This is a genomic window from Paenibacillus sp. CCS19 (assembly GCF_033239625.1).
GTDB lineage: Bacteria > Bacillota > Bacilli > Paenibacillales > Paenibacillaceae > Paenibacillus_T.
Genome location: NZ_BTCK01000044.1, coordinates 1 through 13,693, shown reverse-complemented (window position 1 = coordinate 13,693; position 13,693 = coordinate 1). Strand labels below are relative to the sequence as shown.

Annotated in this window: 6 protein-coding genes; all 6 read left to right on the top strand. The window is 53.2% G+C overall.

What is annotated here, in order from left to right:
- The first annotated feature begins 27 nt into the window (after positions 1–27).
- The 6 genes from SBI19_RS23605 (at position 28) to SBI19_RS23580 (ending at position 12,072) form a co-directional block, all read left to right on the top strand.
- Entirely contained in the window at positions 28–621 is a 594-nt protein-coding gene (locus tag SBI19_RS23605) for a PadR family transcriptional regulator (RefSeq protein WP_317971981.1), read from the top strand.
- Entirely contained in the window at positions 618–2,540 is a 1,923-nt protein-coding gene (locus tag SBI19_RS23600; protein WP_317971980.1) for an ABC transporter ATP-binding protein, read from the top strand. Before SBI19_RS23605 ends, SBI19_RS23600 begins: the two co-directional genes overlap by 4 nt.
- Positions 2,537–4,303 (top strand): ABC transporter ATP-binding protein, encoded by a 1,767-nt coding sequence (locus tag SBI19_RS23595; protein WP_317971979.1) that lies wholly within the window; start codon positions 2,537–2,539, stop codon positions 4,301–4,303. Before SBI19_RS23600 ends, SBI19_RS23595 begins: the two co-directional genes overlap by 4 nt.
- A 7-nt stretch (positions 4,304–4,310) precedes the next feature.
- Positions 4,311–6,200, top strand: coding sequence for an ABC transporter ATP-binding protein (locus SBI19_RS23590; RefSeq protein WP_317972006.1), 1,890 nt, complete (start codon positions 4,311–4,313; stop codon positions 6,198–6,200).
- 171 nt (positions 6,201–6,371) lie between these two features.
- Positions 6,372–7,313 carry a cysteine synthase A gene (cysK, locus tag SBI19_RS23585; RefSeq protein WP_317971978.1) on the top strand — a complete coding sequence of 314 codons (942 nt, stop codon included), beginning with the start codon at positions 6,372–6,374 and terminating at the stop codon, positions 7,311–7,313.
- Between the two features lie 262 nt (positions 7,314–7,575).
- Complete coding sequence (locus tag SBI19_RS23580; protein ID WP_317971977.1) at positions 7,576–12,072, top strand: sugar-binding protein; 4,497 nt, start codon at positions 7,576–7,578, stop codon at positions 12,070–12,072.
- The last annotated feature ends 1,621 nt before the right edge of the window (positions 12,073–13,693 follow it).

Genomic DNA, 13,693 nt, shown 5'->3' with positions numbered 1-13,693 from the left:
ATATCGTTAATGGGGACGTGATGCGGCATGACGACAGAATGGCAGCAGGAAGAACGGTTATTTTTGCACTTGGGCAACGAACGGGAAACGAACGGATCAGGCAAGCGGTACTTCAGTCGAGGCGGAGTAAAGTATGCACTGCTGGAGCTGCTGCAGCAGGAGAATATGCATGGGTACCAGATGATGAAGGCGCTGGAGGAACAGTCGGGCGGCACGTATAAGCCGAGCGCAGGTTCTATCTATCCGACGCTTCAGATGCTTCGGGATCAGGGCTTCGTCACTGCGTCCAAGATCGATGGCAAGAAAGTATTCGAGATAACGGAAGAAGGACGCACGTACTTGCTCGAGGAGCGGGACAATGAGGATAACAATGCGTCTGGCGAGGAGCGTCCGGAGCAAGCTTTTGCAGAAGAGGAAGAAGGACGTCCGGAAGGGGTGCGGCGCAATCGACGGCTGACGCCGAAGGGCAAGGAACTGCTGCATCTGCTGAAGGCAGCGGAACGCGCTGCGCTGGCTGATCCTGATAAGGCACAGGCGCTGCGGACGGTGCTGCACAGCCTGCTGATATCCCTGCGGCATATTACCGAGGGTACGGAGCAGGGAAGGGAGGCGTCCCAATGAACGGACCGAATCCGATGCAGAACCAGTTCCGCCCTGGCGGCGGAATGGGCGGCGGCGGGATGAGACGTTTCGGTACAGGGGAGAAAGTGAAGCCGGCGAGCATCTTCGGGATGTTCGTCCGCATTTTCGCCCATGTCAGGCTCCAGTGGAAGGCGCTTGTCGTGTCGATCATATGCTTAACCGTCATTTCCTTATTGCAGTTCGCTATTCCTCAATTAACCCGCATTACAATCGACCACATCATTCCAGACCATGCTTACAACAAGCTGTTTCTTATTGCAATCGGCATTCTCGGCTCGGCAGCGCTGTTAGGCGTTCTCGGCTACTTCAGCACATCGCTCATCGCAGCAATCGGGCAGAAGGTGCTCTACCATTTGCGCAACGACTTGTATAACCATATTCAGAGCATGGATGTCTCCTTCTTCGACCGCAACCGTACAGGTGACCTGATGTCTCGGGTGACCAATGACGTCAATATTCTTCAGCAAATGATTTCCTCCAGCATGATGCAGCTAGTTACCGACCTGTTTACCTTTACTTCAATCGCGCTGTATATGCTGTGGATCGATTGGCGGCTGACGCTTCTCCTGCTTGCTACGTTTCCTTGCATGCTGCTGACGACGCGGCTGTTCGGCAAACGGATGAGAGCCTCGTTCCGTACCGTTCAAGAATCGGTCGCGGACGTATCCGATCATCTGCAGAACGCATTGACCGGCATCCGATTGATCAAATCGTTCACCGCGGAATCGTATGAGTCGGAGCGATTCGCGAAGCGTACGGAGCGCAACATGGAGGCGAACATTCAAGTCGTCCGCCTGCGGGCCGCTTACGAGCCCATTATTGATTTTCTCAACTTCGTCGGTTTAGCCATCGTGCTCGTATTCGGCGCTTGGCTCGCGATGAAGGGGTCCATGACGGTCGGCACGATCGTCGCATTCACCGCATACTTGCGTCTGCTGCAAAATCCGATCCGCCACTTCAGCCGGATTATGAATACGATCCAGCAAGCGGCTGCGGGTTATGAGCGGATTATGGAAATTTTGAATACGAAGGCAGAGATCATCGAGAAGCCGAATGCCGTCCGCCTTCCGCCGGTAGATGGGCGCATCGTGTTCGACAAGGTCGATTTTGCCTACAATAGTGATTCGTCCGTTCTGTCATCGTTTGATCTCACGTTGGAAGCAGGACAAATTACAGCGCTTGTCGGCTCCTCGGGTTCCGGCAAGTCGACGATAGCGCATCTCATTGCCAGATTCTACGATCCGCAGCACGGTTCCATTACGATTGACGGGTATAGTCTGAAGGATGTAACGACTCCTTCGCTCCGTGAGCAGATCGGGATCGTGTCGCAGGACATTATTTTGTTCAACGGCTCGATTATAGACAATATCCGCTACGGCAATCTGGAAGCGACAGACCAGGAGGTGCAGGCCGCTGCGGAGGCGGCGAATGCAAGCGACTTCATCGCTTCGTTCCCGCAAGGGTATGACACGATGATCGGCGAGCGCGGCGTGAAGCTGTCGGGCGGTCAGAAGCAGCGGATCTCCATCGCTAGAGCGATTCTCAAAAATCCGCGCATCATCATTCTCGATGAAGCGACGGCATCGCTTGATACCGAATCGGAGCAGCACATTCAGGATGCGCTGGCGAAGCTGCTCAAGGGCCGAACTTGTTTGGTCATTGCGCATCGACTGTCGACGATTCAACAGGCCGATTGCATCTACGTGCTGGAGAGCGGACAGATTGTCGAAAGCGGCAGCCATGCCGAGCTGCTCGAGCAATCCGGACGCTACAAGCAGCTGTATGAGCTGCAATTTCCGAAGAAGACGGAGGGAAGCGGAAGTGACAGCAGCAGCAGCAGTAGCGGCAGCGGCAGCAGGAAGAAAATGACTCCTCACAGGGAAGTGAAGGCTTTGTGAAACCGAAACGAATACTGCTCGATTTTTTCCGTGCAACATGGTATTTCTATTTGCTCTCGATGTGCTTTCATCTCTTATCTAATCTTATCAATGTGTTCTATCCGAAAGTGCTCGGCACATTCACCGATAAGCTGCAGCAGGGCGAGCTGACTCGCGATCTTATTGTTCATTATAGTCTGCTGCTGCTTCTGATCGGCGCTGGAGCGGTGTTGTTCAACGGCATCGCGATGTACTTCATCATGTACGTGGGACGCAAATTCGAATTCAACGTCAGAGGCGGCTTGTTCCGGCATTTCACCGGAATGGGCGAGCGGTTCTATTCGAAGAATGGCGTCGGGAAGCTGCTCAGCTACTTCATGAACGATGTAACGGCTGTGCGCGAATCGATCTCCATGGGCTTCAATGCGACAACGAATGCCGTCATGCTCATGATCTCCGCTATTACGATGATGATCGTCAGCGGCATTCCGGTCTATCTGATTGCAGCCTCGGTACTGCCGCTGCTGCTTATTCCGTTCATCGTCGTCTATCTGGGACCGATCATTCGGAAGCGGTCGATGGAGGTGCAAGAGGCGCTTGGCAGAATGACGGAGACAGCCGAGGAGCAGTTCGGCGGCATCCGGGTGACGAAGAAGTTCGCGGTCGAACCGATCATGAACGAGCGATTCGGCACAACAGTCGATCAGATTCGCCATAATCAGCTGCGTCTCGTACGCGTCTCGTCCTTCTTCCAATCGCTGATCCCGTTCCTCGGAACGGTTGCGCTCATTATCGCGTTGGCTCTCGGCGGTTTTCTGACGATCAAGGGTCATATTTCGCTCGGTAATTTCGTTGCACTGACATTGTACGTGCGCATGATGATGAACCCGCTTCAGCAGATCGGCAATGTCATTAACTCGATTCAGCGTTCGCGCGCTTCGTTGGTGCGGCTCAATAAGCTGCTGTCGCAGCGACAGGAAATCGCCGAGAAGGATGGGGCCAAAGCGGTCGATCTATCGAACGCAGGCATTCGTATCGATAATCTAACGTTTGCCTATCATCCGGGAAGCAGCCCTGTACTTAAAAATATTAACCTCCATATCAAGCCGGGCATGACGCTTGGCATTATCGGCCGTACCGGCAGCGGCAAGACGACCTTGATGAAGCTGCTGCTCCGCACCTATGATCCGGCGCCAGGCACGATTCGATACGGCGATACGGATGTCAGGGATCTGACGCTCGAAAGCTTGCGCACGCAGGTTGCTTATGTGCCGCAGGACGGATTTCTGTTCAGTACGACGATTCGGGAAAATATTGCGTTCTACAAGCGCGACGCGGCGTTGTCCGACGTCGAGACTGCAGCGCAGCAGGCGCAAATCTACGGCAATGTTGCGGAGCTGCCCGATCGGTTCGAGACCAGGCTGGGCGAACGGGGGTTGACGCTGTCCGGCGGACAACGCCAGCGCACTAGCCTCGCCAGGGGATTAATCAAGAACGCGCCGATCATCATTCTCGATGACAGCGTCAGCGCCGTGGACGCCGTGACGGAGAAGGACATTATCGCATCGATCCAGAAGGAGCGCCACCAGAAGACGACGATTATTATCGCTCATCGGATCAGCGCCATCAAACACGCAGACGAAATTATCGTGCTGGATGACGGCGTCATCGTGCAGCGAGGCACTCATGACCAGCTGCTGCAGCAAGAGCAGGGGCTGTACGCTGCCCTTCATGCGATTCAGGAGGAGGGAAGTCTGCATGCGACCGGCACAAGCCATTCATAACTGGCAGATGGATCAGAAGGCGGATCTGAATCAGCCTGAGCAGAAGCCGCAGTACGTCTCGGCGTTCCGAGCGCTGTCCGGCTATATCAAGCCGCATCGATGGGGATTTATTACGGTACTGTGCTGCACGATTATCGCTATTCTATCAGAGCTGCTGCAGCCGTATTTGATGAAGATCGCGATCGATGATAATTTGATGGCTGGCAAAAACGACTACAGCGAGCTTCTTGCGATCTGCGGTGTTTACTTGGGACTTTCCCTATCCAGCTTCGGGTTCTCGTATATTCAGAACAATGTGCTGCAAGGAATCGGCCAGAGCATCGTCTCGCGCATTCGCAAGCAGCTGTTCGGCCATATCATGAAGCAGTCGATGGGTTACTTCGACCGCATGTCGAGCGGCAGTCTCATTACGCATGTGTCGAGCGACACGGAAGCGCTGAACCAGTTCTTCAACCAGGTGCTGCTCAGCTTATTCCGCGACGGACTGACGCTGCTGTTCATCATCGTCATGATGTTCCAGCTCGATACGACACTGGCGCTTTATTGTTTGATTTTGCTGCCGATTATCTCGTTCATTGCGATTGCTTTTCGATCGTTCATGCGTGCGACCTATCAGCTTGCCCGCACACGGCTCTCCCGCATGGTTGCGTTCGTGGCGGAGAACTTGTCCGGCATGCATCTCATTCAAGTGTTCCATCAGCAGAAGGAGCAGGAGAAGCAGTTCGATGAGCGCAACCGATTGTACTTCCAAGCGAATCTGCGCGAAATACGGACCAACGTCGTGTTCGGTCGTACCTTCGATATTCTGAGCAATCTATCGATTGCATGCGTCACTTGGATCGGGGGCAGAGCGGTGCTCGGCCACGATCTGGAGTTCGGGGTGCTGTATGCGTTCATTACGTATATCCGCCAGTTTTTCCAGCCGATCAACACAATTACGCAGCAGTGGAATACGCTTCAGTCGGCAACGGTGGCGATTACACGGATCTGGACGATATTCGCCAGCAAACCGGATATTACGGATCGAAGCGAAGAGGAAGCGGACTCGGCGCCAGGTGAAAAGGTCAAGAAGGGCGACGGACTCAGACAGATGACGCTGACGACAGCGGCGGATCAAGAGGAAGCGGCGGAGACGCATGGGCTTGGACTTGGCGATGTGAAAGGCGACATTGCATTCGAGCATATCTCGTTTTCTTATGAAGAGGGCATTCCGATCATCCGCGAACTCGATCTTCATATTCATGCAGGCGAGCTCATAGGTGTTGTCGGTACGACCGGCGCGGGCAAAAGCTCGCTGATCAGCCTGCTGTGCCGCTTCTATGATGTGAAGGAAGGAAGCATCCGCATCGATGGAACGGATGTGCGCGACATTCCGCAAGCTACGCTTCATCGGCTCGTAGGTCTCGTTCAACAGGAGCCGTACCTTTACTCGGGCAGCATCATCGATAACGTCCGCATGTTCGACGAGTCGATTACGCGCGAGGAGGTCATCGCCGCTTGCGAATTCGTTGGCGCGGATGCCATCGTTCAGAAGCTGCCGGAGGGCTACGATACGAAGTTATCCGAACGCGGCAGCGGATTGTCCGCTGGCGAGCGGCAGCTTATTTCCTTCGCTCGCATTATCGTGTTCAAGCCGAAGGTGCTCATTCTGGATGAAGCAAGCGCGAATCTGGATTCTCACACGGAGCTGCTGATTCAGAATGCGCTTCATGTCGTGTCCCAACAGCGGACGACGATCGTTATCGCGCATCGGTTGTCCACGATTATGCAGGCGGACCGAATCATTGTCATGAGCCGAGGACAGATCGTTGAACAAGGCAATCACAATGAACTTCTCGAGCTTGGCGGTCAGTATCGGGAGCTGTACGAGCACTCGCAGGGGCAGATTGCCGGGTAAGACCGTGAGGCAGTACGGCTCCTGGTGAAGGGCGTCGGTTCAGGTTAACAGCAACGGCACATGCCGCAACAGGCATTTTGGTCAATAGATGGAAGGATAGAGGGGGCTTCCGCCAAGGCGCATGCTTGGCGCTGTGGGGGAGCTGCAAAGGATGATAGAGGAGGCTGTGCCATGACACTTGTCGTGAACAACATTACGGAATTAATCGGAAGGACGCCGCTGGTGCGTCTGAACAATGTACCCGAAGGCAGCGCCGACATTTACTTGAAGCTGGAATTTTTCAATCCCGGCAGCAGCGTGAAGGATCGGATTGCGATCAGCATCATCGAGGAGGCCGAACGCGACGGGCGCTTGAAGAAAGGCGATACGATCGTGGAAGCGACGAGCGGCAATACCGGAATCGGCATTGCGCTCGTTGCGGCGGCGAGAGGTTATAAGGCGATTCTCGTCATGCCGGAGACGATGAGTCTCGAACGGCGCAATCTGCTTCGAGCCTATGGCGCGGAGCTTGTTCTGACGCCGGGTACGGAAGGAATGAAAGGCGCGATTCGGGTGGCTCGCGAACTGTCGGAGCGGCACCCGGACTATTTTCCGGCTCAACAGTTCGATAATGCGGCGAATGCGAAGATCCACCGGGAAACGACAGGCCCCGAAATTGTACGTGCGATCGAGTCGCTCGGCGGATCGCTGGACGGCTTCGTAGCGGGAGTCGGGACAGGCGGTACGATTACCGGAGCGGGCGAGGTGCTTCGCAGTCAATATCCGCATATTCATATCGCGGCGGTCGAGCCGCAGTCATCGCCTGTATTGTCTGGGGGCGCGCCTGGCCTGCACAAAATTCAAGGGATTGGAGCGGGCTTCGTGCCTTCGATTTTGAACACGAACATCTATGATGAAATTATTCAGGTGAGCAATGAGGATGCTTTCGAGGCGGCGCGCAAGGCTGCGAAGGAAGAAGGCATTCTGGGCGGCATCTCGTCCGGTGCAGCGATTCATGCTTCCCTCCAATTGGCGGCTCGACTTGGCGCGGGCAAGCGAATCGTCGCGATTATTCCGAGTAACGGCGAACGTTATCTGTCCACTGTGCTGTACCAGCAGGAGCAGCAGCTGTAATCTATAGGAATACTTTAAGGCGTCCCTTTGGGGCGTCTTTTTGTATGGAAAAAACAATATTTTCAAAGGTAGTTTACTAATCGTTGACAGATTTTCGCCTGGATTTACAATCGGTAAACTTTCATTAGATGACGGTTTCATAGGCGGGCGTCCATTCCATAACAGCCAGCATGAGCTAGAAACGCCTCCATCTTCGATGCCATGACACACTCCGCAAGGGGTGATGATATGGAATATACAATTCGAAAGGAAAGGTGTGTTAATGAGGAAACACAATTGGAAGCGCTTCACTTCCTTGTTCATGGCCGCTGCACTCGTGTTAACGATGTTTAATGCGGCGCCTAAACAAGTTAATGCGGAGGCGTTATCGCTCTCATTCGATTTTGAGGACGGTACGACGCAAGGCTGGGAGGCTAGAGGGGATACGCTGACAGTCGCGGCAGATACCGGGCAGAGCGGTACGCATGCACTGCTGTCCTCGGCGCGCAAGGCGACCTGGAACGGGCCGGGCTATAACGTATTGAACAAGCTGAAGGCAGGTGCGGTCTACCAGATCGAAGCTTATATCAAGCTGCCGACTGGCGTCGCGGACACTACGGCGAATATGACGGTAGGGCGCAAAGCTGCGGGAGAGACTACGACGAATTTTGATTCAGTCGCCTATGCCACACCGGTTACAGCCGGCAATTGGACCAAGCTGTCGGGGAGCTACACCTACACTGGCGACGTGACGGCTCTGCAGCTCTATTTTGAACTGGCGACGCTTGATTCGTTCTATGTCGATCATATTACGATTACGCAGACGAGTGCAGAAGGTACGGGCGGGCCGAATACGAATCCGGATCCGGACGAAGAAGAGTGGACAGGACCAACTTCGTTGTCGTCTGACTTTGAAGATGGTACGCTGCAAGGCTGGGGAGCGCGCGGCGGCGTTGAGGTGCTAACGTCCGAAACTTCGGTGACGCATGGCGGTCAATACAGCATGCTCGTCTCGAATCGCAAGGAGGGCTGGCATGGAGCGCAGGTTGATGTAACGCCGATTATCCAGCAAGGCAAGACCTATGAGTTGTCAGCGTGGGTTCGCCTGCCGGAAGGAACGGCGAATTCGCCGGTGTCGATCGTCGTTCAACGCAGAACAGACGGCACGGACCACTACGAGATGGTCAAATCGACGCAGGCGAATGCGAATGGCTGGGTACAAATTAAGGGTCAGTATAAAGTAGCTAACCCGATCGAGTATCTGGGCGTTTACCTGGAGTCGTTCGATCATCCGACGTTAAGTTTCTACGTGGACGACTTCTCCATTGAGAAAGTGCCGGACGCCGTGCCGATCACCATTCAACAGGATATTCCGAATCTGAAGGATTCCTTCACGAACGATTTCATGCTCGGCACTGCCATTGTTGCCGAAGAGATCAGTGACGTGAACGGTCCGGGCGCTCAATTGATCAAGAAGCACTTCAACAGCATCACGGCCGGCAATGAGATGAAGTGGGATGCGACAGAGCCGACAGAAGGCAATTTCACCTTTGCGCGTGCCGATAAAATAGCCAATTTCGCATTCGATAACGGGATCGCACTGCGCGGTCATACGCTCGTGTGGCATTCGCAGACACCGAATTGGGTGTTCGAGGATGCCAATGGTAATCTCGTTAGCAAAGAAGTGCTGTTTGCCCGAATGAAGACGCATATTGACGCTGTTATGGGTCATTACAAAGGCAAAATCTACGCTTGGGATGTTGTAAACGAAGTCATTGAACCGGGCGATAACAAGCCAGGCGGCCTGCGGAACAGCAAATGGTATCAGATCGCAGGCGAAGAGTTCATCGAGAAGGCGTTCGAATACGCGCATGCGGCAGATCCGAGTGCGAAGCTGTACATTAACGACTACGGTACGGATAATCCGGTCAAACGTCAGAATCTGTACGACCTAGTCAAGCGGCTGAAGGACAAAGGCGTTCCAATCGACGGCGTTGGCCATCAGACGCATATCGGCATTGCAAATCCGACTATCCAAGCGATGGATGAAACGATCGAGAAGTTCACGGATCTTGGCGTCGAGCAGCAAGTGACGGAGCTTGACATGAGCGTCTACACGAGCGATAACGATGCATACGAGACGTTCCCTGAGCAGTTGGCGATTAAGCAGGCTTATCGTTATAAGGAATTGTTCGATGTGTTCAAAAAGCATGCTGATGACTTAACAGCCGTCATCTTCTGGGGCAAAGACGATTTGAACACATGGCTGCGCACCTTCCCGGTTACGCGCAATAACTGGCCGCTGCCGTTCGATGAACGGATGCAGGCGAAACATACCTACTGGGCACTGGTTGATCCTTCGCGCTTACCAGTCCTTCCGAGAGATCCGCAAGCCATCAGGATTGCCAAAGGCACCCCTATTATTGATAACACGCAGGAGCTGCTCTGGCTGAATCAGACGGCGCATTCGGTTGAAGGCAGCAAGATCGATGGTTCGCTGAGGCTGATGTGGGACGAGACGCATTTGTACGCATCGGTGCAAGTGAATGATGCCGTTATCAACGATAACGATACGGTAGAGTTGTTCCTCGACGACAACAACTCGCATGCGGCAAGCATCGAGGCGGACGACAAAGCCTACGTACTGAAGCGCTCCGGCGCAGCAGTGGACGGTGTTACGTATACCGTGACTGAACAGACGGGCGGCTATGTGATTGAAGCGGCTATTCCGATTACGGGCGGCGCGATGAACGTCGGCAAAGGCTTCGATGTTCGTCTGAAGGATGCAGACCAAGCGGATGCCGTGACCTCGTGGAGCGACTATGCGAACACGCAGCAAACGACGACGGCTAATTACGGCCGAGTGACGCTCGACGACGGCATCCAGACCGTGAAGGCGGTCAAAGCGCTGGCGCCGATCACGATCGACGGCGTAGAGGATGCGGCTGAATGGTCGCAGGCGAATACGATTGAGACGAATCGGCAGGTAGAGGGCAGCGGCGGCGCGACCGGCACGGCGAAAGTCAAGTGGGACGATCAATATGTGTATGTGATGGCCCATGTAACGGACCCTGTGCTGAGCGCTAAGAGCAGCAGCCAATGGCTGCAGGACTCGGTTGAGATTTTCGTGGATGCGAACAACCACAAATCGGCCAGCTATGAAGATGATGATGGCCAATATCGCATTAACTTCAACAATGAGCAGTCCTTCGGAGGCGCTGCTAACGCATCCAAGCTGACGTCAGCCGTTAAGCTGACCGACGACGGCTATGATGTTGAAGCTCGAATTGCTGTGGCAGGCTTAGCTGAGGGAGGCTCGATCGGTTTCGACTTCCAAATTAACGATGATGCCAATGATGATGGAAACCGCGAGAACGTGAAGATTTGGAACGATATTACGGGCATTTCATACATGAACACGTCCAACTTCGGTATCGTTCAGTTGACCGATACGGCAATCCGCACAGAGGACGCGGTCAAAGCGACAGGAACAATTACCATCGACGCAGTAGAAGACGCTAGTATATGGGCTAATGCGAAGACGGTTGAAACGAGCAGACAGGTAAACGGCGAAGGCGGTGCGACGGGTACGGCGAAAGTCATGTGGGACGACCAATATTTGTACGTCCTCGCGACGATAAAGGACCCGGCTCTCAGCGATAAGAGCGGCGATCCTTGGCAGCAGGATTCCGTTGAGCTGTACGTGGACCGCAACAATCACAAGACGACTACTTATGAAGATGACGATGGTCAATATCGCGTGAACTTCAAAAACGTTCCGTCGGTCGGCGGCAAGGGAAGTCTCTCGCAGCTGACGTCTGCGACCAAGCTGACAGATGATGGCTACGTTGTCGAGGCGAAAATCGCGCTTCCGAATGCAACGGCAGGACAGCTAATCGGGTTCGACTTCCAGATCAATGACGATGCGAATGACGATGGCATTCGAGATTCAGTAACGATCTGGAGCGATACGTCCGACCTTTCGTGGAGCACGACGGAGAATTTCGGTCAGCTGAAGCTGGTGAACAACACAAGCACTGGCAATGGTGATCCAGGCAATAGCGGACCTGGACCTACAGAACCTAAAGGCCCTACAGAACCTAAAGGACCTACAGGAACTGAAGGTAGTGAGGGTGAGACTGGCAGTACAGGCAACACAGGCAATACGGGCAGCAATGGCGGCCACAAACCGAACTTCAAGGATGTGCCGGCTAACAGCAGCGCGGCTGCAGCGATCTCGCGTCTGGTCGAGCTCGGCATTATTAAAGGCGTAACGGATGATACGTTCGCTCCGAAAGCGCCGCTCAAGCGCTCGCAGCTGGTCCTGATGCTCGTTCGAGCGCTTGGCCTGCAGACGAGCAACGACAGCGGTACGGGTTTCGTAGACGTACCAGCCAGCCGCAGCGACGCGGCTGCTATTGCAGCAGCAGTAGAGGCGGGCCTTGTACAAGGCGCAAACGGCAGCTTCCGTCCGAACGATTCGATGACGCGTCAAGAAGCAGTAGTTGTCCTCATGAGGGCGCTCCGCTATGCGGCTGAACAGCTCGGCCTGGATGTCAGCTCGTTCGTGCTGTCGGAAGCTGCAGCATTCCAAGATGGCAGCTCCATCTCCGACTGGGCGGCAGCAGATATTGCAACAGCGGCATCGCTAGGTTTGGTGAAAGGCGATCCTTCGGGCAAGTTCCGACCGCAGGAAGTGATCTCTCGCGGGGAGACGGCTATTCTGTTGGATCGTGTCCTCACTTTACTGTCGCAGCTGCAGGTTGAAAAGAACAGCTAGAAGCTATATTCACGGATATCGAAAATGAAAAAACAGTCGGGCAGAATATCGATTCTGCTCGACTGTTTTTAATTGTGATCACGTTCGGTCTATGTATAAGGAGCTGCATGCTGAATTAAGAGTGGAAGAGCCCTACTTAATTGTGCGAAAACTTCGATCGGAGTCAATTAAGAGTGAGGTATCCCCACTTAATCTGCGCCAACGTATGGTTCAATTGGCTGCGTGATGAATTAAGAGTAGAAGAACCCCGCTTAATTGTGCAAATAGCTCAATCGGAATCAATTAAGAAGGGGATGCCCCCACTTAATCTGCGCCAACGTATGATTTATTGGCAGCGTGTTGAATGAAGTGTGGAAGAGCCCCGCTTAATAGTGCGAAACTCTCAATGGGAGTCAATTAAGAGTGGGATATCCCCACTTAATCTGCGCCAACGTATGATGTATGGGCTGCATGTTGAATTAAAAGTGGAAGAGCCCCGCTTAATTGTGCGAAACTCTCGATCGGAGCCAATTAAGAGTGAGGTATCCCCACTTAATCTGCGCCAACGTATGATGTATGGGTTTGCATGTTGAATTAAGAGTGGAAGAGCCCCGCTTAATTGTGCGAAACTCTCGATCGAAGTCAATTAAGAGTAGGGTATCCCCACTTAATCTGCTCCAACGTATGGTTCATTGACTGTGTGATGAATTAAGAGTGGAAGAGCCCTACTTAATTGTGCGAAAACCTTGATCGGAGTCAATTAAGAGTGGTGTATCCCCACTTAATCTGCGCCAACGTATGGTTCATTTACTGTGTGATGAATTAAGAGTGGAAGAGCCCCGCTTAATTGTGCGAAACTCTCGATCGAAGTCAATTAAGAGTAGGGTATCCCCACTTAATCTGCGCCAACCTATGATTCATCGGCTGCATGCTGAATGAAGAGTGGAAGAGCCCCGCTTAATTGTGCGAAACCCTCGAGGGGAATCAATTAAGAGTGGGATGTCCCACTTAAATTTGCGCCGACGTATGATTTATTGGCTGCATGCTGAATGAAGAGTGGAAGATCCCCGCTTAATTGTGCGAAACCCTCGAGGGGAATCAATTAAGAGTGGGATATCCCCATTTAAATTTGCGCCAACGTATGATTTATTGGCTACGTGATGAATTACGAGTGGAAGAGCCCCGCTTAATAGTGCGAAAACCTCGATCGGAGCCAATTCAGAGTGAGGTATCTCCACTTAATCTGCGCCAACCTATGATTTATTGGCTACGTGATGAATTACGAGTGGAAGAGCCCCGCTTAATAGTGCGAAACTCTCGATCGAAGTCAATTAAGAGTAGGGTATCCCCACTTAATCTGCGCCAACGTATGATTTATTGGCTACGTGATGAATTACGAGTGGAAGAGCCCCGCTTAATTTGTGAGAAAACCTCGATCGGAGCAATTAAGAGTGGGGTATCCCCACTAATCTGCGTCGACGTATGATTTATTGGCTGTGTGATGAATTAAGAGTGGAAGAGCCCCGCTTAATTGTGCGAAAACCTCGAGAGGAATCAATTAAGAGTGGGATATCCCCACTTAAATTTGCGCCAACGTATGATTTATTGGCTACGTGATGAATTACGAGTGGAAGAGCCCCGC

What these genes read in the sequence shown, in the direction of transcription:
- SBI19_RS23605 (WP_317971981.1), top strand. Translation starts at nt 28, where the DNA reads ATGACGACAGAATGGCAGCAGGAAGAACGGTTATTTTTGCACTTGGGC.
- SBI19_RS23600 (WP_317971980.1), top strand. Translation starts at nt 618, where the DNA reads ATGAACGGACCGAATCCGATGCAGAACCAGTTCCGCCCTGGCGGCGGA.
- SBI19_RS23590 (WP_317972006.1), top strand. Translation starts at nt 4,311, where the DNA reads ATGGATCAGAAGGCGGATCTGAATCAGCCTGAGCAGAAGCCGCAGTAC.
- cysK (WP_317971978.1), top strand. Translation starts at nt 6,372, where the DNA reads ATGACACTTGTCGTGAACAACATTACGGAATTAATCGGAAGGACGCCG.
- SBI19_RS23580 (WP_317971977.1), top strand. Translation starts at nt 7,576, where the DNA reads ATGAGGAAACACAATTGGAAGCGCTTCACTTCCTTGTTCATGGCCGCT.